At 72.9% G+C, this 23,826-nt stretch carries 23 protein-coding genes; 14 read left to right on the top strand and 9 right to left on the bottom strand.

The genetic code is table 11. From position 1 onward, the window contains the following. Window positions 1-86: 86 nt before the first annotated feature. Window positions 87-962, bottom strand: a complete 876-nt coding sequence (locus LY05_RS11165) for a flavin reductase family protein (protein WP_148923217.1) — start codon at window positions 960-962, stop codon at window positions 87-89. A gap of 256 nt (window positions 963-1,218) precedes the next feature. On the opposite strand from LY05_RS11165, the gene LY05_RS11170 reads away from it, so the two are divergent. The 4 genes from LY05_RS11170 (at window position 1,219) to LY05_RS11185 (ending at window position 5,016) form a co-directional block, all read left to right on the top strand. Continuing rightward, window positions 1,219-2,229 (top strand): TRAP transporter substrate-binding protein, encoded by a 1,011-nt coding sequence (locus LY05_RS11170; protein ID WP_249041934.1) that lies wholly within the window; start codon window positions 1,219-1,221, stop codon window positions 2,227-2,229. 117 nt (window positions 2,230-2,346) lie between these two features. Further along, on the top strand, window positions 2,347-2,856 hold the full coding sequence (locus tag LY05_RS11175; RefSeq protein WP_148923219.1) for a TRAP transporter small permease: 510 nt from the start codon (window positions 2,347-2,349) through the stop codon (window positions 2,854-2,856). After that, window positions 2,853-4,172, top strand: a complete 1,320-nt coding sequence (locus LY05_RS11180) for a TRAP transporter large permease (RefSeq protein ID WP_148923220.1) — start codon at window positions 2,853-2,855, stop codon at window positions 4,170-4,172. Before LY05_RS11175 ends, LY05_RS11180 begins: the two co-directional genes overlap by 4 nt. Window positions 4,173-4,209: 37 nt before the next feature. Next, on the top strand, window positions 4,210-5,016 hold the full coding sequence (locus LY05_RS11185; protein WP_148923221.1) for an SDR family NAD(P)-dependent oxidoreductase: 807 nt from the start codon (window positions 4,210-4,212) through the stop codon (window positions 5,014-5,016). Between the two features lie 146 nt (window positions 5,017-5,162). On the opposite strand, the gene LY05_RS11190 is transcribed toward LY05_RS11185, so the two are convergent. After that, a complete protein-coding gene (locus tag LY05_RS11190) occupies window positions 5,163-5,897 on the bottom strand; it encodes a tellurite resistance TerB family protein (RefSeq protein ID WP_148923222.1) in 735 nt (244 codons plus the stop codon). Between the two features lie 138 nt (window positions 5,898-6,035). Between LY05_RS11190 and LY05_RS11195 the strand changes: the two genes are divergently transcribed. The 3 genes from LY05_RS11195 to LY05_RS11205 all read left to right on the top strand — a co-directional run bounded on the left by LY05_RS11195 (window position 6,036) and on the right by LY05_RS11205 (window position 11,321). Then, window positions 6,036-9,659 (top strand): hydantoinase B/oxoprolinase family protein, encoded by a 3,624-nt coding sequence (locus LY05_RS11195; RefSeq protein ID WP_148923223.1) that lies wholly within the window; start codon window positions 6,036-6,038, stop codon window positions 9,657-9,659. A 70-nt stretch (window positions 9,660-9,729) separates the two neighbouring features. Further along, window positions 9,730-9,945, top strand: coding sequence for a hypothetical protein (locus tag LY05_RS11200; RefSeq protein ID WP_072747475.1), 216 nt, complete (start codon window positions 9,730-9,732; stop codon window positions 9,943-9,945). A gap of 35 nt (window positions 9,946-9,980) precedes the next feature. Then, the gene (locus LY05_RS11205) at window positions 9,981-11,321 is read left to right on the top strand and encodes a mechanosensitive ion channel family protein (protein WP_148923224.1); all 1,341 of its coding nucleotides are present in this window, start codon (window positions 9,981-9,983) and stop codon (window positions 11,319-11,321) included. 152 nt (window positions 11,322-11,473) lie between these two features. Here LY05_RS11205 and LY05_RS11210 read toward each other — a convergent pair whose 3' ends face one another. The 3 genes from LY05_RS11210 to LY05_RS11220 form a co-directional block, all read right to left on the bottom strand. Next, window positions 11,474-12,466 carry an alpha/beta hydrolase gene (locus tag LY05_RS11210; RefSeq protein ID WP_148923225.1) on the bottom strand — a complete coding sequence of 331 codons (993 nt, stop codon included), beginning with the start codon at window positions 12,464-12,466 and terminating at the stop codon, window positions 11,474-11,476. Next, entirely contained in the window at window positions 12,463-13,857 is a 1,395-nt protein-coding gene (locus LY05_RS11215) for an aspartate aminotransferase family protein (RefSeq protein ID WP_072747473.1), read from the bottom strand. Before LY05_RS11215 ends, LY05_RS11210 begins: the two co-directional genes overlap by 4 nt. Before the next feature lie 65 nt (window positions 13,858-13,922). Then, window positions 13,923-14,570 carry a GntR family transcriptional regulator gene (locus LY05_RS11220; protein WP_072747472.1) on the bottom strand — a complete coding sequence of 216 codons (648 nt, stop codon included), beginning with the start codon at window positions 14,568-14,570 and terminating at the stop codon, window positions 13,923-13,925. Between the two features lie 80 nt (window positions 14,571-14,650). On the opposite strand from LY05_RS11220, the gene speB reads away from it, so the two are divergent. Continuing rightward, complete coding sequence (gene speB / locus LY05_RS11225) at window positions 14,651-15,601, top strand: agmatinase (RefSeq protein WP_072747471.1); 951 nt, start codon at window positions 14,651-14,653, stop codon at window positions 15,599-15,601. Window positions 15,602-15,660: 59 nt separating this feature from the next. After that, window positions 15,661-16,248, top strand: a complete 588-nt coding sequence (locus tag LY05_RS11230; RefSeq protein ID WP_148923226.1) for a septation protein A — start codon at window positions 15,661-15,663, stop codon at window positions 16,246-16,248. A gap of 94 nt (window positions 16,249-16,342) precedes the next feature. Here LY05_RS11230 and LY05_RS11235 read toward each other — a convergent pair whose 3' ends face one another. Genes LY05_RS11235 through ccmC form a run of 3 tightly spaced genes read right to left on the bottom strand, consistent with a single transcriptional unit; the run spans window position 16,343 to window position 17,874 of the window. Next, the gene (locus LY05_RS11235; RefSeq protein WP_245728509.1) at window positions 16,343-16,906 is read right to left on the bottom strand and encodes a DsbE family thiol:disulfide interchange protein; all 564 of its coding nucleotides are present in this window, start codon (window positions 16,904-16,906) and stop codon (window positions 16,343-16,345) included. Window positions 16,907-16,946: 40 nt separating this feature from the next. Further along, on the bottom strand, window positions 16,947-17,108 hold the full coding sequence (ccmD, locus tag LY05_RS11240; protein ID WP_072747469.1) for a heme exporter protein CcmD: 162 nt from the start codon (window positions 17,106-17,108) through the stop codon (window positions 16,947-16,949). Continuing rightward, window positions 17,098-17,874 (bottom strand): heme ABC transporter permease CcmC, encoded by a 777-nt coding sequence (ccmC, locus tag LY05_RS11245; RefSeq protein WP_072747468.1) that lies wholly within the window; start codon window positions 17,872-17,874, stop codon window positions 17,098-17,100. The genes ccmD and ccmC overlap by 11 nt, the downstream gene beginning before the upstream one ends. A 263-nt stretch (window positions 17,875-18,137) precedes the next feature. On the opposite strand from ccmC, the gene LY05_RS11250 reads away from it, so the two are divergent. Beyond that, window positions 18,138-19,658 carry a gamma-glutamyltransferase gene (locus LY05_RS11250; RefSeq protein ID WP_148923227.1) on the top strand — a complete coding sequence of 507 codons (1,521 nt, stop codon included), beginning with the start codon at window positions 18,138-18,140 and terminating at the stop codon, window positions 19,656-19,658. A gap of 37 nt (window positions 19,659-19,695) precedes the next feature. On the opposite strand, the gene LY05_RS11255 is transcribed toward LY05_RS11250, so the two are convergent. Then, the gene (locus LY05_RS11255; protein ID WP_148923228.1) at window positions 19,696-20,475 is read right to left on the bottom strand and encodes a sulfite exporter TauE/SafE family protein; all 780 of its coding nucleotides are present in this window, start codon (window positions 20,473-20,475) and stop codon (window positions 19,696-19,698) included. A 294-nt stretch (window positions 20,476-20,769) separates the two neighbouring features. On the opposite strand from LY05_RS11255, the gene LY05_RS11260 reads away from it, so the two are divergent. The 4 genes from LY05_RS11260 to LY05_RS11275 all read left to right on the top strand — a co-directional run bounded on the left by LY05_RS11260 (window position 20,770) and on the right by LY05_RS11275 (window position 23,798). Next, entirely contained in the window at window positions 20,770-22,473 is a 1,704-nt protein-coding gene (locus LY05_RS11260; protein WP_148923229.1) for an acyl-CoA dehydrogenase family protein, read from the top strand. Window positions 22,474-22,487: 14 nt separating this feature from the next. Beyond that, window positions 22,488-22,940, top strand: a complete 453-nt coding sequence (locus tag LY05_RS11265) for an META domain-containing protein (RefSeq protein ID WP_148923230.1) — start codon at window positions 22,488-22,490, stop codon at window positions 22,938-22,940. Between the two features lie 182 nt (window positions 22,941-23,122). Next, window positions 23,123-23,545, top strand: coding sequence for an Hsp20 family protein (locus LY05_RS11270; RefSeq protein ID WP_072747463.1), 423 nt, complete (start codon window positions 23,123-23,125; stop codon window positions 23,543-23,545). Between the two features lie 19 nt (window positions 23,546-23,564). After that, on the top strand, window positions 23,565-23,798 hold the full coding sequence (locus LY05_RS11275; RefSeq protein ID WP_072747462.1) for a DUF1150 family protein: 234 nt from the start codon (window positions 23,565-23,567) through the stop codon (window positions 23,796-23,798). Window positions 23,799-23,826 lie beyond the last annotated feature (28 nt).

The following is a 23,826-nucleotide window of genomic DNA, read 5'->3' on the forward strand; positions in this document are numbered from 1 at the left end:
CGGCGCGCGCCGGGCGGCCGCCGTTTTGCGTGGCGCCGAATGATGGGGGCGCGGGCTCGGATGGGCGCGGCGGGACGCGGCGGGACTCAGCCGGCGGCCTCGGGATCGCGAATCCGCGCCAGCAGCGCCGCCAGGGCGGCGGCCTCTTCGGGCGCCAGGGCGCGGGCGCAGCGGCGCTCCCACTCGGCCTCGTCGCGCGCGGCGGCCTCGAGCAGGGCCTCGCCGGCCGGCGACGGCGCGACGCTGGCGTCGGCGCCGGGCCGGGCCAGGCCGCGGGCGATCAGCGCCTCGTCCTCGGGCGCGCGCGGGCGCGGCCCCTCGGCCAGCAGCTCGAGCCGCGTCCACGCCGCCTCGTCCAGTCCCGCCGCGGCCATGGCGCGCGCGCGCGCCCGCCCCAGCAGGTCGGCGGCGCGCGCGGCGGCGCGGCGCAGCGGATCGGGCGTGGGATCGGCCGCGCCCATCACGGTGCCGAAATCGCCGCCGAAGAAGGTCAGCGGCGCGCCGCCCCGCTCGGTGCAGCGCTCGACGCGGCCGATGAACAGCTCGTGATCGCCGGCGGGGTGGATCGCCTCGTGCACGCACTCGAAGACCGCGATGGCGCCGTCAAGCACCGGCGCGCCTCCAAGGCCCGGGCGCCAGCCCACGCCCGCATAGCGGTCTTCGACGCGGCTGGCGAAGCGGCGGGCAAGCTCGGCCTGCCCCGCGCCCAGCACGTTCACCGCATAGGCCTTGGCGGCGCGGTAGGCGGGAAGGCGCTCGGAGCTGCGCGCCAGGCTCCACAGAATCAGCGGCGGATCCAGCGACACGGAATTGAAGCTGTTGGCGGTGAAGCCGATGGGCGCGCCGTCCGGGGCGCGCGCGGCGATGACCGTCACGCCCGTGGCGAAACGTCCCAGCGCGCCGCGCAGCCCGGCCAGGTCGCGCGGGTCGATCCTGTTTCCGCCTTGCCGCGCCTCGTTCATCGCCGCCCGTCTCCTTGCCCTGCGAACGCGTCCGGGGACCCGTCCGGTCCCGTCCGGCCAAGTCAGACATAGCCCGCGCGCCCGCTTTCGTCGAGGCGCGCCGGGCGCCGGCGCGGCGGGGCGGGAAGGCGGGGCGGGAAATCGTTGCGCGGCGCCAACCGATACGTTACAAAACATTCTCGAAACGCAGCAGGCTCGTAACAATAAAAGGCCGCCGCGGATCGAACGACACCTTCAGGGAGGAAGCCATATGCGCATGTTCCGCACCATCGCCGCCGGCGCCGCCGCGGCGCTGATCTCGACCGCCGCCATGGCGGCGGAATACACGCTCACCATCTCGAGCTGGGCGCCGCCGACCCATGGCATCAACGCCAAGATGTGGCCCGGTCTGATCAAGATGATCGAGGACGCCACCGACGGCCGCGTCACCGCCGAGGTCAAGCTGGGCATCGCGCCCCCGCCCGCCCAGATGGACCTGGTGCAGGACGGCGCGGCGGACATGTCGATCATCTTCCACGGCTATCAGGCCGGGCGCTTCGTCACCACCAAGCTCATCGAGCTGCCCGGCTACGAGGGCAGCGCCGAGGCCGCCTCGGCCGCCTACTGGCGCGTCTTCGAGAAACACCTGTCCAAGGCGAACGAGCATCGCGGCGTCAAGGTGATCGCGCTGCACACCCATGGCCCGGCGCAGCTGCACACCAACGTCAAGGTCACCGCGCTCGACCAAATCAAGGGGCTGAAGCTGCGCGTGCCCGGCGGCGTGGGCGGCGACGTGGGCGCGGCGCTTGGCGCGACGGGCATCAAGGTGCCGGCGCCCAAGGTCTACGAGACGCTGGCCTCGAAGGCGGCCGACGGCGTGGTGATCCCGATGGAAAGCCGCAAGGGCTTCCGCCTGGTCGAGGTCGCGCCCTATGTCTACCGCATGCCCGGCGGCTTCTACCGCGGCTCGTTCGCGATGATCATGAACGAGGACGCCTTCGCCGCCCTGCCCGAGGACATCCGCAAGGCGCTTGAGGAAAAGGTGTTCGGCGAGCCCGCCAGCCGCATGCTCGGCAAGGTCTGGGACGAGATCGACGCCATCGGCCTGGAAGAGACGCTCAAGACCCCGGGCAACGAGATCGTCGACGCCTCGGCCGAGGACGTGGCCGCCTACAAGCCCATCGCCGACAAGATCATCGCCAAGGTGCTGGACGAGGTCGCCGCCGCCGGCGTCGACGCCAAGGCCGCCTACGCCATGATCCGCGAGGAAATGGCCAAGGCCGAGTGACCCCGACCCCGACGCCGGCGCGCAGGCGCCGGCGCGATCGGCCCTGACGCCCCGGGGCCCGCGCCCCGGGGCCGCGCCCCCGCCCCCCTTTCCCGACGCATCAGCCCGGAGCCCGCGATGTCCGCGTTCCTTCGCCTTGCGCGTCTGGCCTCGCTAGCGCCCGTCGCGGCGGCCTGCGCCGCGCTCTTCGCCCTCATGCTCATGACCTTCGCCGACGTGCTCATGCGCTCGGCGCTGGACGATCCGATCGAGGCGGCCACCGAGCTGACGCGCGTCTTCATGGCGATCATCGTCTTCTCGAGCCTGCCGGTGGTTTCGGCGCGGGGCGATCACATCTCGGTCGATCTTCTGGACCCGCTGTTTCGCGGCCGCGCGCGGCGGGTGCGCGACGCGCTGGTGGCGCTGGCCTGCGGGGCGATGCTGACCTGGCCGGCGGGGCAGGCCTGGAAGCTGGCGCTGCGCGCGCGCTCCTATGGCGACATGACCGAATACCTGCACATACCCCAATACCTGCCCGCCGGCTTCGTCAGCCTGATGACCTGGGCGGCGGCGGCGGCGCTGATCGCGCGCGGGGCGCTGCTGTTGCTGGCCCCGCACGCCCTTCGCGAAGAGGAGCCGGGCGCATGACCGAGGCGCTGATCGGATTCGCCGCCGTTCTGGGGCTGGTTCTGCTGCGCGTGCCCATCGCCTTCGCCATGGGGCTGGTGGGCATGATCGGCTACGCGATGGAGACGAGCATGCGCGGCGCGGTCTCGATGGCCGGCCGGCTGCTGATCGACACGGCGCAGGATTACGGGCTGTCGGTGGTGCCGCTGTTCGTGCTCATGGGCCTGTTCGTGAACAAGGGCGGGCTGAGCCGCGAGCTTTACGCCGTCTCGCACGCCTTTCTGGGGCACCGGCGCGGCGGGCTGGCCATGGCCACCATCGTGGCGTGCGGAGGCTTCTCGGCGATCTGCGGCTCGTCGCTGGCCACGGCGGCGACCATGTCCAAGGTCGCCATGCCGCAGATGCGCCGCTACGGCTACGCCGACAGCCTGTCCACCGCCGCCATCGCGGCGGGCGGCACGCTGGGCATCCTGATCCCGCCTTCGGTGATCCTGGTCATCTACGGGCTGCTGACCGAGACCTCGATCGGCAAGCTGTTCATCGCCGGGATCGTGCCGGGGCTGATGGGCGTGCTGTTCTACCTGGCCGCCGTGGCCTGGACGGTGCGGCGCAACCCGGCCGCCGGCCCGGCGGGCGAGCGCACCGACTGGCGCGGGCGCCTGGCGGCGCTGCGCGACGTGTGGGCGGTGCTGCTGCTGTTCTTCCTGGTGATCGGCGGGCTTTACGGCGCGCTGGACGTGTGGCCGCTGCACCTGACCTTCTCGCCCACCGAGGCGGCGGGCATGGGCGCGACGGGCGCGTTCCTGATCGCGCTGGCGCGCGGCGGGCTTGACCTGCGCGGCATCTTCCAGACCCTGCGCGAGACCGCCGACACCACCGCGACGCTGTTCGCGGTGCTGATCGGGGCGTGGATCTTCTCGAACTTCGTCAACATCGCCGGTCTGCCCGAGGCCCTGCGCGCCGTGGTGCAGGAGAACGCCGTCGCGCCCTGGATGGTGATCGCGCTGATCCTGGCGGTCTATCTGGCGCTGGGCTGCGTGTTCGAGTCGCTGTCGATGCTGCTGCTGACGGTGCCGATCTTCTTTCCCCTGGTGACGGGGCTGGGCTACGATCCCGTCTGGTTCGGCATCATCGTGGTGGTGGTGACCGAGATCAGCCTGATCACGCCGCCGGTGGGACTGAACGTGTTCATCCTCAAGGGCGTGGTGGGCGACGTCGGCACCGCCACGATCTTCCGCGGGGTCACGCCCTTCTGGGTCGCCGACATCCTGCGGCTGGCGCTTCTGGCGCTGGTTCCGGCCATCACGCTGTTCCTGCCCGAATCGATGGGTCCGTAAGGCGCGGGCCCGCAGGCGGGCCGGCAAGGAGGACGCGATGAAGGACATGCAGGGCCGCCGCGCGGCGGTGACGGGTTCGGCCACGGGGCTTGGGCGGGCGATCGCGCTCAAGCTGGCCGAGCGCGGCGCGGACGTGATCGTCAACTGCGCGCGCAGCCTGGACGAGGCCGAGCGCACCGCCGACGAGATCCGCGCGCTGGGCGTCGAGGCGCGCGTGGTGCAGGCCGACGTGGCCCGCGAAGAGGGCTGCGCCGCCCTCGCCCGCGCCGCCGCCGACTGGGGCGCGCTGGACATGCTGGTCAACAACGCCGGCATCACCCGCCACGCCCCCGATCATGGCGACATGGACGCGCTGTCGGCGCAGGACTTCCTGGACGTCTACGCGGTGAACGTGGTCGGCGCCTTCATGGCCACCCGCGCCATGCGCCCCCTGCTCGAGGCGGCGGCCGCGGCGTCGGGGCGGGCCTCGGCGGTGCTCAACACCTCGTCCATCGCGGGGGTGACGGGGATCGGCTCGTCGGTGGCCTATGCGGCGTCCAAGGGCGCGCTCAACACCATGACCCTTTCGCTGGCGCGGGCGCTGGCGCCGAGCATCCGCGTCAACGCCATCTGCCCCGGCTTCATCGGCACGCGCTGGTTCCGCAAGCTGATGGACGACGACGCCTACGCCCGCCAGGTCGAGCAGGTGAAGGCCCGCACCCCGCTGCGCGCCGCCTCCGAGGCCGAGGACATCGCCGACGCCGCCCTGTTCCTGCTGTCGGACGCGGCGCGCCACGTGACGGGCGAGCTCCTGTCGGTGGATGCGGGGCTGCATCTGGGCTTCGCGCCGCTCAAGGCGCGCTGAGCCGCGCCCGGCCGCCGCGCCTCGCGGCCCCGGCCGCGCCGCCCGCGATCCGTCGCGCCCCTGATCCGTCGCCCTGCCCCGCGCCCGCGGCCCGGCCGCGTCCGGCGCCGCCCCCGCGCCGCCGCCCCGCTCCGCCCGCGCCGGCATCAGTCGCCCGCGGCCGCGCCTTGACCGGCGCCGGCGCGACCCGCGGCCGCGGCCGCCTCGTGATGTCGGCGGATCGCCTCGTAGGCCTCGTTGATGGCGGCCATACGGGCATTGGCCAGGCGGATTCCCTCTTCGGGAACGCCGCGCGCCAGCAGACGGTCGGGGTGGGTCTCGCGCACCAGCCGGGCGCGGGCGCGACGCGCCTCTTCGAGGCTGGCGCCCGGGCTCAGGCCCAGCACCTCCCACGGGTCGGGCGGCGCGCCGGGGACGTAGCGCGCGATCAGGGCGCGCCAGACCCGCTCGTCCAGGCCGAAGATCTCCCACACCCGGCGCAGGAACCCCTCCTCGGCGGGGTCGAATCGCCCGTCCGCGGCGGCGATGTGGAACAGCCCCTCGAGCAGATGGGCAAGGGGCTCCTTGCGGTCGCGGAACATGCGCGCGATGCGCCGCGCATAGCCCTCGAAGCCGGCCACGTCGCCGCGCGCCAGGTCGAAGACGCGCGCGGCCGCGGCCTCGTCGCGGGGCGGGATGCGGAACACCTCGCGAAAGGCGGCGACCTCGTCGCGGGTGACGCGGCCGTCTGCCTTGGCCATCTTGGCGCCCAGCGCGATGACGGCGATGGCGAAGCCGGCGCTCCGTTCGGGGGGCGTGCGCAGGCGGTCGAACACCGAGGCGAGCGACTCGCCCTGGCGCAACGCCGCGATCAGCTCGCCGATGCGTGACCAGATGGACATGGGCGGACCTTATCCCGCCGCGGGCCGGGCCTCCAGCCCCGCGCGCCCGCCCGCGCGCGCGTTGCGCCGCGCCGCGCCGGGCGCTAGGCATGAGGCGGGCGCCCCGCGCTTCGGGGCCCGCATGGCAGGAGGACGACGATGGAGCTTTGGGATTTCTGGATCGACCGCGGCGGCACCTTCACCGACATCGTCGCGCGCGATCCGTCCGGCGCGATCCGCACCGCCAAGCTCCTGTCCGAGAACCCCGAGCAATACGAGGACGCGGCCCTGGCCGGCATCCGCCGCTTCCTGGGCCTTGGCCGCGACGCGCCCATCCCGGCCGACCGCATCCGCTCGGTCAAGATGGGCACCACCGTGGCCACCAACGCCCTGCTCGAGCGCAAGGGCGACCGCACGGTTCTGGTCACCACCCGCGGGCTGGGCGACCAGCTGCGCATCGCCTACCAGAACCGCCCGGACCTGTTCGCGCGCGAGATCGTCCTGCCCGAGCAGCTCTACGAGCGCGTCATCGAGGCGGACGAGCGCGTGCGCGCCGACGGCTCGATCGAGCGCCCGCTGGACGAGGGCGCCCTGGCCGCTGCTTTGGCCGAGGCGCGCGCCGAGGGGATCGACGCCTGCGCCATCGTCTTCATCCACGGCTATCGCCACACCGCGCACGAGCGCCGCGCCGCCGAGCTGGCCCGCGCGGCCGGCTTCGGCCAGGTCAGCGTCAGCCACGAGGTCAGCCCGCTGATGAAGATGGTCAGCCGCGGCGACACCACCGTGGTCGACGCCTATCTGTCGCCCATCCTGCGCCGCTACGTCGACCGCGTGGCCGCCGCCTTCGAGGGCGACATGAGCGGCAAGCTGATGTTCATGCAATCCTCGGGCGGGCTGACCGACGCGCGCCGCTTCCAGGGCAAGGACGCCATCCTGTCGGGCCCCGCCGGCGGCGTGGTCGGGGCGGCGCGCACCTCGCAGATCGCCGGCGAGAACAAGATCATCGGCTTCGACATGGGCGGCACCTCGACCGATGTGTGCCATTTCGCCGGCGAGTTCGAGCGCGTGCTGCACACCGAGGTCGCCGGCGTGCGCATGCGCGCGCCCATGATGCACATCCACACCGTCGCGGCGGGGGGCGGCTCGCTGCTGACCTTCGACGGCGCGCGCATGCGCGTGGGCCCCGAAAGCGCCGGCGCCGACCCCGGCCCCGCCTGCTACGGACGCGGCGGGCCGCTGGCCGTGACCGACGCCAACGTCATGACCGGCAAGCTCAGGCCCGAATTCTTTCCCGCCATCTTCGGCCCCGACGCCGACCGGCCGCTGGACGTCGAGGCCACCCGCCGCGCCTTCGCCGACATCGCCGCGCGCATCGGCAAGACGCCCGAGGAAACGGCCGACGGGTTCCTGCGCATCGCGGTCGAGAACATGGCCGCCGCCATCAAGAAGATCAGCGTCCAGCGCGGACATGACGTGACCGAATACTGCCTGACCGTGTTCGGCGGCGCCGGCGCGCAGCACGCCTGCATGATCGCCGACACGCTGGGCATGGAGCGCTGCCTGATCCACCCGCTGGCCTCGCTGCTGTCGGCCTACGGCATGGGCCTGGCCGAGATCCGCGCCGCGCGCCAGCAGGCGGTCGAGGCGCGGCTGGACGCGGCCTCGCGGCTGCAGGCGGCGGCGGATCTGGACCGGCTGTCGGTGGCCGCCGCGGCCGAGGTCGAGGCCCAGGGCGTGGACCCGGCCCGCATCGCGCTGACGGCGACGGCGCTGCTCAAGGTCCAGGGAACCGACACCGCCCTGCCCATCCCCTTCGGCACGGAAGAGCGGATGCGCGCCGACTTCGCCGCCGCCCATCGCGACCGTTTCGGCTTCGATCCGGGCGACAAGCCGCTGGTCATCGAGGCCGTCGCCGTCGAGGCGGTGGGCCAGGCCGCCGACCTGACCGAACCCGAACACCCGTTGATCGAGCGCGACGAGGCCGAGATCGAGACCGCGCTGACCGACCGCATCTATTCCGACGGCGCCTGGCGCCCGGCCCGCTTCGTGCGCCGCGAGGCCATGCGCCCCGGCGACCGCCTGACGGGCCCCGCCGTTCTGGTCGAGCCGCACACCTCGATCGTGATCGAGGAGGGCTGGCAGGCGCGCATCACCGCCCATGACCATGTCATGCTGCGCCGCGTCAAGCCGCGCCCCGACCGCCGCGCCGTCGGCGCCGAGGCCGACCCGGTCATGCTCGAGGTCTTCAACAACCTCTACATGTCCATCGCCGAGCAGATGGGCGCCGTGCTCGAGAACACCGCCGTCTCGGTCACGATCAAGGAGCGGCTCGACTTCTCCTGCGCCGTCTTCGACGATCGCGGCGACCTCATCGCCAACGCCCCGCACATGCCCGTGCATCTGGGCTCGATGGCCGCCTCGGTGAAGGCGATCATGCGCCAGAACCCGGACATGAAGCCGGGCGACGTGTTCGCGCTGAACGCGCCCTACAACGGCGGCACGCATCTGCCCGACATCACCGTGGTCATGCCCGTGTGGAACGAGGCCGGCGACGCGCCGCTGTTCTACGTCGCCGCGCGCGGGCACCATACGGACGTCGGCGGGCTGACCCCGGGCTCGATGCCCCCCGACAGCCGCAGGGTCGAGGACGAGGGCGTGCTGATCGACAACTTCAAGCTGGTCGATCGGGGCCGCCTGCGCGAGGAAGAGACGCTGGCGCTGTTCTCGTCCGGGCCGTGGCCGGCGCGCAACCCGGCCGAGAACCTGGCCGACCTCAAGGCCCAGGTCGCCAGCTGCGCCAAGGGCGCGCAGGAGCTGCGCAAGATGGTGGCCCATTTCGGCCTCGACGTGGTGCGCGCCTACATGCGCCACGTGCAGGACAACGCCGAGGAATGCGTGCGCCGGGCCATCACGCGGCTGAAGGACGCCGAATACGTCTATCCCATGGACCCCGACTATGACGGGCGCCCGCGCGAGATCCGCGTGAAGATCACGGTCGATCGCGAACGCCGCGAGGCGACGATCGACTTCACCGGCACGACGGCCCAGCTGCCCACCAACTACAACGCCCCCGAGCCCGTGACCCGCGCGGCGGTGCTCTACGTCTTCCGCTGCCTGGTGGACGACGCCATCCCCATGAACGAGGGGGTGATGAAGCCGCTCCGGGTCATCCTGCCCAAGGGCACGATGCTGTCGCCCGAATACCCGGCGGCGGTGATCGCGGGCAATGTCGAGACGTCGCAGGCGGTCACCTCGGCGCTGTTCCTGGCGCTGGGGGTGCAGGCGGCGGCGCAATCGACCATGAACAACACCACCTGGGGCAACGCGCGCCACCAGTATTACGAGACGATCTGCGGCGGCTCGGGCGCGGGCTGGCTCAATGACGGGCGCGGGCATCACGGGACCTCGGCGGTGCACACGCACATGACCAACTCGCGCCTGACCGATCCCGAGGTGCTGGAATGGCGCTTCCCGGTGCTGCTGGAAGAGTTCTCGATCCGCCGCGGCTCGGGCGGCAAGGGCCTGTTCCATGGCGGCGACGGCACGCGCCGGCGCATCCGCTTTCTCGAGCCGATGACCGTGGCGATCCTGTCCGGTCACCGCGTCGTGCCCCCGCCGGGGCTGGACGGCGGCGCCCCCGGCGAGGTCGGGCGCACGCGCGTCGTGCGCGCCGACGGCTCGGTCGAGGAGCTGCGCTCGGCCGACAAGCGCGAGATGGCGGCGGGCGACGTGTTCTGGCTCGACACGCCCTCGGGCGGCGGCTGCGGGCGCCCGCCCGAGTGAACGGCAACCCGGGGGCGGCGCGGGCGCGCCGCCCCGCCGCCGGGCGGCGGCGCGCGAAAGGAGCGCAAGCATGGCCATTCTCATCTGGATCGGCGCGGCGATGGCGGCTGCGGGGCTGGGCGGGTTGATCTGGTGCATCGTCCAGGCGCTGCGCCTGCGCCGCCAGGCCCCCGACGCCGAAGCCGCGCGCAGGCGGCTTGCCCGGCTGCAGGCCGCGAACCTCGCCTCGGTCGCGTTGGGCTTTCTGGGGCTTGCGCTGGCGGCGGCGGGCGTCATTCTGTCCTGAGGGCGCAAGGACGCCTGACCGCGAAAGGGCGATCGATGGAAGAAGAACTGGCGCCGCTCGCCGCAAGCGCGCGCGCCCTGGCGCTCGAGGCGCTGAACTGGCTGGATGCGCGGCTCTTGTCGCTGGCCAGCGCCTACCAGCTGGCGGCCATGGCCGCGGCGCTGGCGGCGGCGTTCCTGGCGCATCGGCTGATCCGCCGCGCGCTCGAGCGCATCGCCGCGCGCCCCATGCCGCGGCTGCTTCGTCAGGCGCTGCGCACCGCCTCGTCGATCAGCCTGCCGGTGGCGTGGACGGCGGGCATGTGGATCTCCATGGCCGTTCTGCGCGACTTCGGCCAGCCCGTGGCGCTGCTGCGCCTGACCGCAAGCCTGGTGAACGCCTGGGTGGCGATCCGCATCGTCACGGTCCTGATCCCGAGCGCGGGCTGGGCGTCGGCCTTCGCCTGGTGCGCGTGGAGCGTGGCGGCGCTGAACGCGCTGGGGCTGCTCGATCCCACCGTCGAGACGCTGCGCGAGATCGGGCTGAACGTGGGCGGCGCGCGCATCACGGCCTGGTCGGCGCTCAAGGGCGCGGCGCTGACGGCGGCGCTGGTCTGGGGGGCCAACCTGGCGTCCGGGCTGCTCGAGGGCCGGCTGCAGCGCGCCCGGGCCATGAGCCCTTCGATGCGGGTGCTGATCGGCAAGGCCGCGCGCTACCTGGCGATCGCGCTGGCCATCACGGCGGGCCTCGGCGCGGCGGGCATCGACCTGACGGCGCTGGCGATCTTCTCGGGCGCGATCGGCGTGGGCATCGGCCTTGGCATGCAGCGCACCGTCGCCAACCTGGTGGCGGGCTTCGCGCTGCTGGCGGACCGCTCGCTCAAGCCCGGCGACGTGATCGAGATCGAGACCGCCTCGGGCGCCACCTATGGCGTGGTGCGGATGATGGGCGCGCGCTACGTCGCCGTGCAGGCGCGCGACGGCACCGAGACGCTGATCCCAAACGAGCTGCTCATCACCAGTCCGGTCACGAACTGGACCTACTCGAACAAGGCGGTGCGGCGCTCGATCTCGGTGGGCGTCGCCTACAGCTCGGACGTCGAGAAGGCCATGGAGCTGTGCCTGGACGCCGCCAGGCGGACGCCGCGCGTGCTCAGGGCGCCCGAACCGGTGTGCCTGCTGCGCGGCTTCGGCGACAGCTCGGTCGATCTGGAGCTGCGCATCTGGATCGACGACCCGGAGGGGGGCGTGTCGAACGTGGCCTCGGAGGTCAACCTGCACATCTGGCGCCTGTTCCGCGCGCACGGCATCGAGATACCCTTCCCCCAGCGCGACGTGAACTTCCGCACGCCGCTGCCGGTCGAGCTGCGCCGCCCGCCCCGGCGCCCCGAGGCCTGACCGCGCCATCGGCGGCCGCGGTCGGGGGTCGGAGGCGGGGGACCAGAGACGCGGGACCGGAGGCGGGGCGCGGAAGCGGGCGCGGCGGAGCGCGCCTCATCGCCCAAGGCCGCCGCGCCGTCGGGGACCGCCGCGCCGCATCGTCGGGAGCGTCACAGCGTCAGCACGCCCCAGGCCCAGCCGATGATGCGCTGCGCGACGGGCACGGTCATGCCCGGGCTGCGCAAGGCGCCGGCCAGCACATGGCGGTTCGGATCGTCGCCCGGACCGGGGGCGACCTTGTGCGCCACCTTGGGCCCGCCCCAGGCGGCGAAGACGCGCTCGGTCTCGGCGGGGTCGACCACCCGATCCTCGGGCGACCAGATGAACAGCGCCGGCGTGCGCGCCCTTGCGTAATCGGCCGCGCGCGCCGCCTTGACCAGCGCCGCCATGGGCAAGAGCGCCTCGAAGGGATAGCGCAGCGTCCACCAGCGCGCATGCCCTTCGCTCAGCGGCTCGGACACGATCTCGTCGCCCGCGACCAGGCGCAGGACCGGATCGGCGAAGGGCAGCGTCAACAGGTCCGCCCCCGCCGCGCGGACGCGGAAATTGGGCGAGACCAGCACGATGCCCCCGACGCGCGTCATCCAGTCGGGGCGCAGCGCGGCCATGGCCGCCAGCGTGCCGCCGGTCGAGGTCGCGATGACCAGGACGCGCCCGCCCAGCATGCGGCCGATCTCGAGCGCCTCGGCCGTGTCCTCGAACCAGGCGCGCGTGTCGGCCTGCGCCAGCGCCGCGCCGTCGCGCCCATGCCCGCGCAGCCGCGCGAAGAACAGGTTCGCCCCCAGCGCGCGCGCCACCAGGTCGGGAACCGGGCGCAGCTCTTGCTTGGTGGCCGAGAAGCCGTGCAGATACACAACCGAAACCGGCGTCGGCGCCGGCGCCGCCGGGTTGGCCCACACGATCTCCTTCTGCGCGCCGGGGCGCAGGCCGGGCACGGCGGCCTCGCGCGCGGCCAGCCACGCTTCCAGCCGCGCGAATTCCGGCAGGGCGGGCGGCGCGGCGGCGTCGTCGAAGCGCGCGCGCGGACCGAACAGCAGCGCCGCGGCGATCGCCACCGACAGCGCCGCCGCCAGATGGGCGCCCAGCCGCAGCCAGCGCCTCACAGCGCCCCTTCGCGCTCGAGCCGCTCGGCCAGATCGTCGAGCGTGCGGCGCGCGCGCGCGCCCAGCTCGTCGATCTCGTCCTCCGAGATCACCAGCGGCGGCGCGATGATCATCGTGTCGCCCACCGCGCGCATGACCAGCCCGTTGCGCACGGACAGGTCGCGGCACAGCGCCCCCGCGCCCACATGCTCGGGGAAGCGCGCCATGTCGGGCTTCGAGCGCACCAGCTCGAGCGCGCCGACCAGCCCGCGGCAGCGCGCCTCGCCCACCAGCGGATGGTCGGCCAGCGCGCGCCAGACCTGCGCCAGGCGCGGCGCGGCGATCCGAGCGGCGCGCTCGACCAGGCGCTCTTCCTGCATGATGCGCAGATTGGCCAGCCCCGCCGCCGCCGCCGCCGGATGGCCCGAATAGGTGAAGCCGTGGAAGAACTCGCCGGCCTTGTCGATCACCGGCCCGGCGACGCGGTCCGAGATGAGCACGCCGCCCATGGGCTGATAGCCCGAGGTCATGCCCTTGGCGATGGGCATCAGGTCGGGCTCGATGCCGAAGGTCTCGGACCCCCACCACGCGCCGGTGCGCCCGAAGCCGCAGATCACCTCGTCGGCGACCAGCAGGATGTCGCGCTCGCGGCAGATGCGCTGGATCTCGGGCCAGTAGCTGTCGGGCGGGATGACGACGCCGCCCGCGCCCTGGATAGGTTCGGCGACGAAGGCGCAGACATTGTCGGCGCCCAGCTCGTCGATCATGGCCTCGAGCTCGCGCGCGCGCGCGAGGCCGAATTCCTCGGGGGTCATGCCGCTGTCGCGCCCCTCGCCGAACCAGTAGGGCTGGCCGATATGGCGCACGCCCTCGATGGGCAGGCCGGACTGGGCGTGCATCGGCGCCATGCCCCCGAGGCTGGCCGCGGCCACGGTCGAGCCGTGATAGCCGTTGCGCCGGGCGATGAAGATCTTTTTCGAGGGCTTGCCCATGCAGTCCCAGTAGACCCGCGCAAGGCGGAACACGGTGTCGTTCGCCTCGGAACCCGAATTGGTGAAGAACACCCGGTTCATGTGCGCCGGGGCCTGGGCGCACAGGGCCTCGGCGAACTCGGCCGCGGCGGGATGGGTGCACTGGAAGAAGGTGTTGTAGTAGGGCAGCTCGCGCATCTGGCGGGCGACGGCCTCGACGATCTCTTCGCGGCCATAGCCGACGTTGACGCACCACAGCCCGGCCATGCCGTCGAGGATGCGCGCGCCTTCGCTGTCGGTCAGCCACACGCCCTCGGCCTTGACGATCACGCGCGCGCCCTTGGCGTTCAGATCCTTGGTGTCGGTGAAGGGGTGCCAGTGATGGGCGGCGTCGATGGCCTGGTATTCGGCCGTGGTTCGGATGTTGCGGTGCAGCGTCATGTCGTTTCCCTTGCAATGCGGACGGCGCGGGTCCGCCGCGAAATTTCCCTGGCCCCTCGGGCGGTTCAGGCGGCGTCGAGCCCCTCGGAGGACAGCAGCGTCAGCCCCTGGCGCACGTCGGCGCGGATGGCCAGGCGCAGCCCGGCCTCGTCGCCCGCCGCCAGCGCGGCGATGGCCTTGCGGTGATAGTCCATCACCCGGCCCATCCCGATGCGCCCATACAGGGCGCGCATGGACGGCCCCATCTGCAGCCAGACGGTTTCGGCCACGGCCAGCATCGCGGGCGCGTGGGCGCGCAGGTAAAGCGTGCGGTGGAACTCGATGTTCGCGCGCACATAACCCGCGGCGTCGCCGTTCTCGAGCATGTCGTCGATCTCGGCGTCCATGCGCTTGAGCCGCTCGATCAGGCTGAAATGCGCCCGCGGCAGGGCGCGCGCGGCCAGCTCGGGCTCGAGCAGCGCGCGGATGGCGGCCAGCTCCTCGACGCGCTGGGGCGTGAGCACAGGCGCCGAGACGCGCCCCGAGGCCGAGATCGCCAGCGCCCCCTCGGCCGCCAGGCGGCGCACGGCCTCGCGCACCGGGGTCATCGACACGCCCAGCTCGGCCGCCACGCCGCGCAGCGTCACCGCCTGGCCGGGCGCCAGCTCGCCATGCAGGATCTTCCGGCGCAGGCGCCGATAGACGCGCTCATGCGCGGTCGCCCCTTCGTCCATCTTGCTCTCCCGCCGGTTTTCCTATTTTGTGATCACAAACGCATCCCATGTCAACACGCCCGCCCAACCGGAGCCGATTCATGACCGATCCCCATCGCCGCGACTACGCCTTCATGGCCGAAGACCCCAAGGCCGTCACCCATGACGAGCAGATGTTCTCTGGCGCGCTCAGCTTCTGCCGGCGCAAATACGCGCGCGACCTGACCGGCGCCGACGTGGCGGTGGTCGGCGTGCCCTTCGACGCCTCGGTCACCAACCGGCCCGGCGCGCGCTTCGGCCCGCGGGCGGTGCGGGCGGCCTCGGCGCAGCTGGGCTGGTCGCGCTTCTGGCCCAGCGCCTTCGATCCGTTCGAGCGGCTGAACGTGGTCGATTGGGGCGACGTGCACATTCCCCACGGGCGCCCCGATTCGATTCCCGCCCAGATCGAATCGGCCATGGGCGCGATCCTGGACGCCGGCGCCACGCCGCTGGCCATCGGGGGCGATCACTTCACCACCTACCCCGCCCTGCGCGCGCATGCCGCGCGGCTCGGCCGGCCGCTGGCGCTGGTGCAGTTCGACGCGCACACCGACACCTGGAAGGCCGATCCCGACTGGATCGACCACGGCACCATGTTCCACACCGCCGTGCAGGAGGGAATCATCGACCCCGCGCGCTCGATCCAGGTGGGCATCCGCACCACCAACGACGACCCCGAGGGAATCGAGGTCTACGACGCGATCAAGGTGCATGAGCGCGGCGCGGCCGCCGCGGCCGAGGCCATCCGCCGCCGCGTGGGCGATGCGCCGGTCTATCTGACCTTCGACATCGACTGCCTCGACCCCGCCTTCGCGCCGGGCACGGGCACGCCCGTCTGCGGCGGGCTGGCCAGCTGGCAGGCGCTGGCGATCCTGCGCGGGCTGTCGGGCATCCGCCTGACGGGCATGGACGTGGTCGAGGTGGCCCCCGCCTACGACGTGGCCGAGATCACCGCGCTGGCGGGCGCGACGATCGCGCTGCAGCTTCTGTGCCTGTTCGCCGAGCGCCCCTGACGGCCCCGCGCCCCGCGGCGACGCTCGACGCGGGGCGCGGTTCGGGCTAAGGCAAGGCCATGCCGCAGACCAAGCACCCCCACCCGCTCGTCAAGATGGCGCTCGAACTCGGGCCGATCGCCGTCTTCTTCGTCACCTACAGCCGCAGCGACATCTTCACCGCCACGGCGGTGTTCGTGCCCGTGGTGCTGGCCTCGCTGGCCGCGAGCTGGGCGCTGACGCGCAGCCTGCCGCGCATGGCCGTGGTCACGGCGGTGGTGGTGACGGTGTTCGGCGGGCTGACGCTGTGGCTTCAGGACGCGACCTTCATCAAGATGAAGCCGACCATCGTGAACCTGATCTTCGCGGCCATGCTGGGCTGGGGCCTGCTGCGCGGGCAGTCCTACATCCGCTACCTGATGGGCGACGCGCTGTCGCTGACCGACGAGGGGTGGATGGCCTTCACCCGCCGCTGGGCGCTGTTCTTCGTGTTCATGGCGGCGCTGAACGAGCTGGTCTGGCGCACGCAGAGCGAAGCCTTCTGGGTCTCGTTCAAGACCTTCGGCAGTCCGCTGATCTCGCTGGCCTTCATCGCGGCGCAGACGGGCCTGCTGCGCCGCCACGCCGCGCCCGAGGACAAGGCCGACGACGCGCCCCCGCAGGGCTGAAGGGCGGCGCGCCGGCCGGCGACGGGTTCGCGCAGGCGGGTTCGCGCCGGTGGGCCGCCCCTTCGGCCGAGCCGGGGCGAAGGGCGCGGCGCCCTCAGCCCTGCCAGCCCGCGGCGCGCAGGGCGGGAAGGATCTTCGTCTCGAGATCGTCGTTCTGAATGGGGCCGACATGCTTGTAGGCGATGCGCCCCTGGCCGTCGACGACGAAGCTTTCGGGCACGCCGTAGACGCCCCACTCGATCGCCGCGCGGCCCTTCTCGTCGGCGCCCACCTGCGCGAAGGGGTCGCCCTCCTCCTCGAGGAAGCGCAGCGCATTGGCGCGGCTGTCCTTGTAGTTGATGCCGTAAACCGGCACGCCCAGCGCCTTGAGCTGCATGAGGAACGGGTGCTCGACCCGGCAGGGGCCGCACCAGCTGGCCCAGATGTTGACCATCTTCACCCCCGGCGCGCGCAGCAGCGCCGAGTCGAGCGGCGGCTCGCCCTCGCGCAGGCCGGGCAGCGAGAATTCGGGAACCGGCTTCGAGACGAGCGGGCTTGGCAGCGTCTCGTGATCGCGCCCGAGCCCGCCCCAGAACATCGCCGCGATCAGCGCGAACACGGCCAGCGGCAGCAGGGCCATGCGATGGCGGGCGAAAAAGGACGGCGGCCGTTGGGACATGGACAGGCTCCTTGCGTGGCTCGGGGCGGGCGAAAGGCGCTCAGCGCGGACGGCGCGGGGCCTCGGCCTCGAGCGCTTCCAGCTCGCGCCGCACGCGCCGCGCCTCGATGGCGCTGAACAGGGCGACGAGGCCCAGAACGGCCAGCGTCACGCCCCAGCTGCCCAGAACGTAAAGCGTGTATTTTCCAAGGTCAGGCAACATCGGCGGCTCCCTCCAGCGCGCCCTCGCGCGCCTCCTCGGCGCGGGCGCGCGCCATGCGCAGCGCGCGGATGCGGCGGCGGCGGATCTCGGTGCGCGTGCGCAGCAGCAACAGCGCCAGGAAGAACAGCGCGAAGCCCGCGATCATGGCCAGCAGCGGCCAGTAGAAGGCGTCGTCGACGTTCTCCTTCGCATCCAGCGACAGGGATGCGCCCTGATGCAGCCCCTGGTTCCAGAACAGCACCGCATAGCGCGACACCACCGCGAACACCGTTCCCACCAGGCACAGCACCGAGGTCAGGTCCGCCGCCGCGTCCGGGTCCTCGATCGCCGCCCAGAGGGCGATGTAGCCGACATAGAACAGGAACAGGATCAGGAACGAGGTCAGCCGCGGGTCCCAGACCCAGGGCGCGCCCCACATGGGCTGGCCCCACATGGCGCCCGTCGCCAGCGCGATGGCGGTCATGGCCGCGCCGATCGGCGCCGCCGCCTTCGCCGCCAGCGCCGAGACGTGATGCCTGCGCACCAGCCAGATCACCGAGGCCACGGCCATCATCGCGTAGATGTTGATGGCCATCAGCGCCGAGGGCACGTGCACGAACAGGATCTTGACAGTCGAGCCCTGCCGGTAGTCGTCGGGCGTCAGGAAGAAGCCCCAGACCGTCCCCACAAGCAGCGCCAACGCCGCGCCGCCCGCGCACCAGGGCAGCGCGGCGGCGGACAGGCGCATGAAGCGGGCCGGATTGGCCAGTTCCCAGATCGATCTCATGGCACTGCATGTAGCGACCATTGCGCCTTGCGGCAACGGCGCAATGGTCGCGCCTGCCGCTCGCCGGGCCGGCGCGCCGGTCCCTGCGCAGCCCGCAGCGGCCGCGCCCTGGCCCCCGCCCTGGCCCGTCCTGCGCGTCGCCCGTCGGCGCGGGCGGGCCGCGGCGCGCCCATGCCCCGCCGCGGCCCTTTCGCGCCCGGGCGCGAGCGGCTAAACCCTTGCCGGGCGCATCGCGCCGCCCCCGCCCTGACAGGAGCCTCGCCATGACCGCCGCCTTCGCCGTCGCCGCCGGACATCAGCTGACCGCCGAAGCCGCCGCCGCCGTGCTGCGCGAGGGCGGCTCGGCCGTCGACGCCTGCATCGCCGGCGCGCTGACCGCCTGCGTGGCCGAGCCGGTGCTGGCCTCGCTGCTTGGCGGCGGCTTCCTGACCGTGCGCCCGCCGCGGGGCAAGGCGCAGGTGCTGGACTTCTTCGTGCACACGCCGCGCCGCCGCCCCCCCGCGCGCGAGCTGGACCTGCGCGAGATCCACGCCGATTTCGGCGACGCCACGCAGGCCTTCCACATCGGCGCGGGCACGATCGCCGCGCCAGGGGTCGCGCGCGGACTGGCCGAGGCGCATGCGCGCTTCGGCCGCGTTCCCATGCGCGAGCTGGCCGCCCCCGCCGTCGCGGCCGCGCGCGAGGGCGTGGCGCTGACCGACTTCCAGGCCGAGGTGCTGCGCATCGTCGCGCCCATCTTCGGCGCCTCGGCGCCCGCGCGCGCGCTGTATTTCCGCGGCGACGCCCCCGCGCCCGCCGGCGAGACGCTGCGCAATCCCGAGCTGGCCGACGTGCTCGAGGTGTTCGCCATCGAGGGGCCGCGCTTCGTGCACGAAGGCGAAGTGGCCGCCGCGCTGCTGTCGCTTTGCGCCGAGGGCGGGGCGCTGACGGCCGAGGACCTGCGCCGATACGCCCCGATCTGGCGCGAGCCGCTGAGCGTCCGGCGCGCGGGGGCGCGGATCGACCTCAACCCGCCGCCGGCGCTGGGCGGGGCGCTGAGCGCCTTCGCGCTCGAGCTGCTCGGGCCGGGGGCGCGGGCGATCGACCTTGCGCGGGCCTTCGCGCTGAGCGCCCGCGCGCGGCTCGAAAGCGGCATCGATCAGGATGCGGCGGCCGGGGCCGCGCGGCTTCTGTCCGGGGAATCGCTGGCGCTGTGGCGCGCGCGCCTTGCGGGCGCCAGGGCCGCGACGCGCGGCACCACCCATGTCTCGGCGGTGGACCGCGACGGCTTCGCCGCGGCGCTGACGCTGTCGAACGGCGAGGGCTGCGGGCTGATCGCGCCGGGCTGCGGGATCATGCCCAACAACATGCTGGGCGAAGAGGACCTGTGCCCCGACGGCCCCGACGCCTGGCCCGAGGACGCGCGCCTTGCCTCGATGATGGCGCCGGCGGTCGTCTCGTGGCCCGATGGCGCGGTGATGGCCATCGGCTCGGGCGGCTCGAACCGGATCCGCACGGCCATGGCGCAGACGCTGCGCCTGATCCTGGACGAGGGCGCGCCCCCCGACGTCGCCCTCGCGGCGCCGCGCCTGCATGTCGAGGGCGCGCGCGATCCGCAGGTCGATTTCGAGGACCGCTTTCCCGAAGATCAGCGCGCCGAGCTTCTGGCCGCCTTTCCCGAGGCGCGCCCATGGCCGCGCGACAGCATGTTCTTCGGCGGGGTGCACGCCGCCCTGCGCGATGCGCGCGGAGGCGTGGCGGCGGCGGGCGACCACCGCCGCGACGGCGCGGCGCGGCTGGGCTAGACCGCGCCGGCCGCGCGCGCCCCTCGGCGCCCCGCCTTCAGAACAAGGCGCGGCGCAGCAGGTTCAGCCCCGCCAGCGTCAGCACCGCCAGGGTCGCCTGGCGAAAGCGCCGCTGGTCCAGCCGGTCATGGGCCGCCAGCCCCGCCGCCATCCCGGCCGCGGCGGGCAGGACCATCCACAGCGACAGCGCCCCGCCCGTTCCCGCCAGAAGCCCCGAGCGCAGATGCGCCGCCGCCAGGATCAGCGATCCCAGCAGAAAGGCGACGCCCTGCGCGCGCACCATCTCGGCCTTGGGCAGCTCGAGCGCGACCAGATACATCAGGATCGGCGGCCCCCACACGCCCGAAAGCCCGCCGAAGAAACCCGCGACCAGCCCCACCGCCGCCTCGAGCGCGGCCGAGCGCCCGCGCGGGCGCGGCGGGCGCCAGCCGGCCAGCTGAACCGCGCCGAAGGCCGTCACGCCGCAGCCCAGGATCATGTAAAGCGCCCGGTCCGACAGCATGGTGACCAGCTGCGCCGAGGCGGCGATGGTGGCGAACATCGTCGCGTTCAGCACCCAGAAGCGCCGCATGCTGGACAGGGCCGGCCGCAGCCCCTGGCGAAAGGTCTGCCAGAGGTTGGCCGCCACCGAGGGCGCGATCACCGCCGCGATCGCCAGCTGCGCCGACAACGCCGATCCCACCCCCGAGATTGCGATCATCGGCAGGGCGAAGCCGACCGCGCCCTTGGTGAAGCCGCCCAGGAACATCACGGCAAAGGCCGCCGCCACCGCCGCGGCGCCGAATTGCGTGCAAAGCTGTTCGAGCGCGTCGATCATCCGCGATCCATAGCGCGCCGTCTCGCCCCCCGCCAGTCTCCGCCGCCAGTCTCCGCCGCCAGCGCCCCGCCAGCCCGCCGGCGCGGCGGCCGCGCCCCGCGTCGTCGCCGCGCCGCCCTCGCCTCGCCCGCAAAAGCGCGCGCAAGAAAATTCCCCACCCCGCGCATCGCGCAAAACTATGTTGCCGCGCGCTTGACGCTTCCTCGGCCCGACGCTAGCTTTCGGCGCAGCGCAGCATGATTTGCGCACCGCAACATCGGCCGCCCGGCGCGGCCGCAGCAGGAAGGACGCTCGATGACCCAGGCCGCCGCCCTCGACAACGCGCCCGCCGCAGCCGCGCCCGCGGTCCTGCCCGATCTCCTCGACCTGGCCGCCGCCGCCCTGCCCGCGGCGCAGGCCGCGCTCGACGCCGCGCGCAAGGCGCTGGCCGCGCGCGTCGCCCCACAGGGCCGCCCCTCGGCCGCGCTGCTCGAGCAGGACCAGTTCGCCGCCCACGGGCTGAGCTGGTTCGCCACCTATGTCGAATCGCTGCGCGAGATGCTGGACTGGGCCCGCCGGCTCGAGGCCGAAGGGCGCCTGGGCGAGATCGAGAAGCTGATCCTGCAGATCGCCTTCGGCGAGTATCTGAGCCAGATCCACGGCGGCATCCCCATGAGCCAGGGCGAGATCGTGCGCCTTCAGGACCTTGGCGCCGACCAGCAGATCCGCCGCGCGCTCATGACCGAGGCGGTCGAGCGGCTGACCGCGCATGGCGCCTCGGACGCCGCCCGCCGCCGCCTGGTCGAGCTGATGGTCGCCCAGGACGGCGCCGCCACCTTCGGCGCGACGGGGCTCGACGAGGAATTCGAGATGATCCGCGACCAGTTCCGCCGCTTTGCGGACGAGAAGGTCGCCCCCTTCGCCCATGAATGGCACCTGAAAGACCAGCTCATCCCCCTCGAGCTGATCGACGAGATGGGCGCGCTGGGCGTGTTCGGCCTGACGATTCCCGAGGAATATGGCGGCTCGGGCATGGGCAAGACGGCGATGTGCGTGGTCTCGGAAGAGCTCTCGCGCGGGTATATCGGCGTCGGCAGCCTGGGCACGCGTTCCGAGATCGCGGCCGAGCTGATCCTGTGCGGCGGCACGCCCGAGCAGAAGGCGAAATGGCTGCCGAAGATCGCCAGCGCCGAGATCCTGCCCACCGCCGTGTTCACCGAGCCCAACACCGGCTCGGACCTGGGCAGCCTGCGCACCCGCGCCGTGCGCGAGGGCGACGAATATGTCGTCACCGGCGCCAAGACCTGGATCACCCATGCCGCGCGCGCCGACGTCATGACGCTGCTGGCGCGCACCGATCCGAACACCGACAATTACGCGGGGCTGTCGATGTTCCTGGCCGAGAAGCCCCGCGGCACGGAGGAAGACCCCTTCCCCGCCCCCGGCATGACCGGCGGCGAGATCCCCGTGCTGGGCTATCGCGGCATGAAGGAATACGAGCTTGGCTTCGACGGCTTCCGCGTCAAGGCCGAGAACCTGCTGGGCGGGGTCGAGGGCCAGGGCTTCAAGCAGCTGATGCAGACCTTCGAATCGGCGCGCATCCAGACGGCCGCGCGCGCCATCGGCGTGGCGCAGAACGCCATGGAGCTGGCGCTGCGCTATGCGCAGGAGCGCAAGCAGTTCGGCAAGCCGCTCATCGCCTTCCCGCGCGTCTACTCCAAGCTGGCGATGATGGCGGTCGAGATCATGATCGCCCGCCAGCTGACCTATTACGCCGCGCGCGAGAAGGACGCCGGCCGGCGCTGCGACCTCGAGGCCGGCATGGCCAAGCTGCTGGGCGCGCGCGTCGCCTGGGCCTGCGCGGACAATGGCCTGCAGATCCATGGCGGCAACGGCTTCGCGCTGGAATACCCGATCAGCCGGGTGCTGTGCGACGCGCGCATCCTCAACATCTTCGAAGGCGCGGCCGAGATCCAGGCCCAGGTGATCGCGCGCCGCCTGCTCGAGGCTCGGCCCTGAACCCGCCCCGCATCATGGGCGCGGCCCGCCCCGCAAGACGGGCCGCGCGCGCCCTGGCGCTGGCCGCCGCGGCGCTGTCGGCCGCCTGCGCCGCCCCCGCCCCTCGCCAGGCGCCGCCCGAGGCGCGCGCCGCCGCCCCGCGCGCGCCCGAAGACGCGGTGTGGCTGCTGGCGGCCATCGACGGGCGCCCCGCCCGCGCCGCGACGCGGGCGGTCTTCGCCGACGGCGCCGTCAACGCCCAGGGCCCGTGCAACGCCATCCGCGGCCGCTACCGGCGCGAGGGCGCGGCGTTTCACGTCGTGGGCCTGGCGGTGACGCGGGCGACCTGCCCCGACCAGGACGAGGAGAACCGCCTGCTCGACGGCCTCCTGAGCGCCCGCAGCGCCGAGGTCCGGGACGGACGGCTGGTCATCCGCGCATCCGCCGGCCCGACCCTGACCTTCGAGGCCGCCCGCCCCGGACAATGAGGCGCGGCGGGCAAGGCCCGGCCCGAACGCCCCGGCATGCGCCCCGCGGCCAGGGCGGGCCGGCCCCGCGCCGCCGACCCCGCGCCGGTTGCAATGCGCTGGAACGCTTCCCATATTTGCCTCGAGAGCGGTCGCCTGAGCAGGGGCCGCCCTCGCAGTCGCTTGCAACAAGGACACGCCCGATGTCGAAGATGACATTCGCCTCGCACCCCTTCCTCCTGGGCTTCGAACAGCTCGAACGCCTGGTGGAGCGCACCGCCAAGTCGGGCGCCGACGGCTACCCGCCCTTCAACATCGAACAGACGGGGCCGAGCGCCTACCGCATCACGCTGGCGGTGGCGGGGTTTTCGGAAGACGACCTGTCCGTCACGCTCGAGGACAGCCAGCTGGTGATCCGCGGCCGTCAGTCGGACGAGGACGCCGAAAGGCGCGTGTTCCTTCATCGCGGGATCGCATCGCGTCAGTTCCAGCGCAGCTTCGTGCTGGCCGACGGGATGGAGGTGGTCGGCGCCCGGCTCGAGCGCGGCCTTCTGCACATCGACCTCGAACGCGCGCAGCCCGAAACCGTGGTGCGCAAGATCGAGATCGCCCGCGGGAAAGGATGATCAGGGAAGGAACCGAAACATGCCCAAACAGCCGTTCTTCATCGAGGGTCTGGGCCCGGACGACAAGCGGATCGTCTATGTGCGCGAGCTGCGTCAGGACGAGCTTCCGCCCGAGGCGGTCGCGTCGGGCAACAGCCGCATCTACGCCATCCACGACGCCGCTTCGGGCGCGCGGCTGGCCTTGACCGACGATTGCAAGCTGGCCTTCAAGCTGGCGCGCCAGCACGACCGCAAACCGGTCCACGTGCACTGAGGGCGGCCTCGCCGCCCTTGGCCCGCCC

Origin of the sequence: Oceanicella actignis (genome assembly GCF_008124525.1) — a bacterium.
Taxonomy (GTDB): domain Bacteria; phylum Pseudomonadota; class Alphaproteobacteria; order Rhodobacterales; family Rhodobacteraceae; genus Oceanicella; species Oceanicella actignis.

Excerpts from the sequence above, each read along its gene's own strand:
- LY05_RS11165 (WP_148923217.1), bottom strand. The coding sequence starts at position 962 with ATGAACGAGGCGCGGCAAGGCGGAAACAGGATCGACCCGCGCGACCTG.
- LY05_RS11170 (WP_249041934.1), top strand. The coding sequence starts at position 1,219 with ATGTTCCGCACCATCGCCGCCGGCGCCGCCGCGGCGCTGATCTCGACC.
- LY05_RS11175 (WP_148923219.1), top strand. The coding sequence starts at position 2,347 with ATGTCCGCGTTCCTTCGCCTTGCGCGTCTGGCCTCGCTAGCGCCCGTC.
- LY05_RS11180 (WP_148923220.1), top strand. The coding sequence starts at position 2,853 with ATGACCGAGGCGCTGATCGGATTCGCCGCCGTTCTGGGGCTGGTTCTG.
- LY05_RS11185 (WP_148923221.1), top strand. The coding sequence starts at position 4,210 with ATGAAGGACATGCAGGGCCGCCGCGCGGCGGTGACGGGTTCGGCCACG.
- LY05_RS11190 (WP_148923222.1), bottom strand. The coding sequence starts at position 5,897 with ATGTCCATCTGGTCACGCATCGGCGAGCTGATCGCGGCGTTGCGCCAG.
- LY05_RS11195 (WP_148923223.1), top strand. The coding sequence starts at position 6,036 with ATGGAGCTTTGGGATTTCTGGATCGACCGCGGCGGCACCTTCACCGAC.
- LY05_RS11200 (WP_072747475.1), top strand. The coding sequence starts at position 9,730 with ATGGCCATTCTCATCTGGATCGGCGCGGCGATGGCGGCTGCGGGGCTG.
- LY05_RS11205 (WP_148923224.1), top strand. The coding sequence starts at position 9,981 with ATGGAAGAAGAACTGGCGCCGCTCGCCGCAAGCGCGCGCGCCCTGGCG.
- LY05_RS11215 (WP_072747473.1), bottom strand. The coding sequence starts at position 13,857 with ATGACGCTGCACCGCAACATCCGAACCACGGCCGAATACCAGGCCATC.
- LY05_RS11220 (WP_072747472.1), bottom strand. The coding sequence starts at position 14,570 with ATGGACGAAGGGGCGACCGCGCATGAGCGCGTCTATCGGCGCCTGCGC.
- speB (WP_072747471.1), top strand. The coding sequence starts at position 14,651 with ATGACCGATCCCCATCGCCGCGACTACGCCTTCATGGCCGAAGACCCC.
- LY05_RS11230 (WP_148923226.1), top strand. The coding sequence starts at position 15,661 with ATGCCGCAGACCAAGCACCCCCACCCGCTCGTCAAGATGGCGCTCGAA.
- LY05_RS11235 (WP_245728509.1), bottom strand. The coding sequence starts at position 16,906 with ATGTCCCAACGGCCGCCGTCCTTTTTCGCCCGCCATCGCATGGCCCTG.
- ccmD (WP_072747469.1), bottom strand. The coding sequence starts at position 17,108 with ATGTTGCCTGACCTTGGAAAATACACGCTTTACGTTCTGGGCAGCTGG.
- ccmC (WP_072747468.1), bottom strand. The coding sequence starts at position 17,874 with ATGAGATCGATCTGGGAACTGGCCAATCCGGCCCGCTTCATGCGCCTG.
- LY05_RS11250 (WP_148923227.1), top strand. The coding sequence starts at position 18,138 with ATGACCGCCGCCTTCGCCGTCGCCGCCGGACATCAGCTGACCGCCGAA.
- LY05_RS11255 (WP_148923228.1), bottom strand. The coding sequence starts at position 20,475 with ATGATCGACGCGCTCGAACAGCTTTGCACGCAATTCGGCGCCGCGGCG.
- LY05_RS11260 (WP_148923229.1), top strand. The coding sequence starts at position 20,770 with ATGACCCAGGCCGCCGCCCTCGACAACGCGCCCGCCGCAGCCGCGCCC.
- LY05_RS11265 (WP_148923230.1), top strand. The coding sequence starts at position 22,488 with ATGGGCGCGGCCCGCCCCGCAAGACGGGCCGCGCGCGCCCTGGCGCTG.
- LY05_RS11270 (WP_072747463.1), top strand. The coding sequence starts at position 23,123 with ATGTCGAAGATGACATTCGCCTCGCACCCCTTCCTCCTGGGCTTCGAA.
- LY05_RS11275 (WP_072747462.1), top strand. The coding sequence starts at position 23,565 with ATGCCCAAACAGCCGTTCTTCATCGAGGGTCTGGGCCCGGACGACAAG.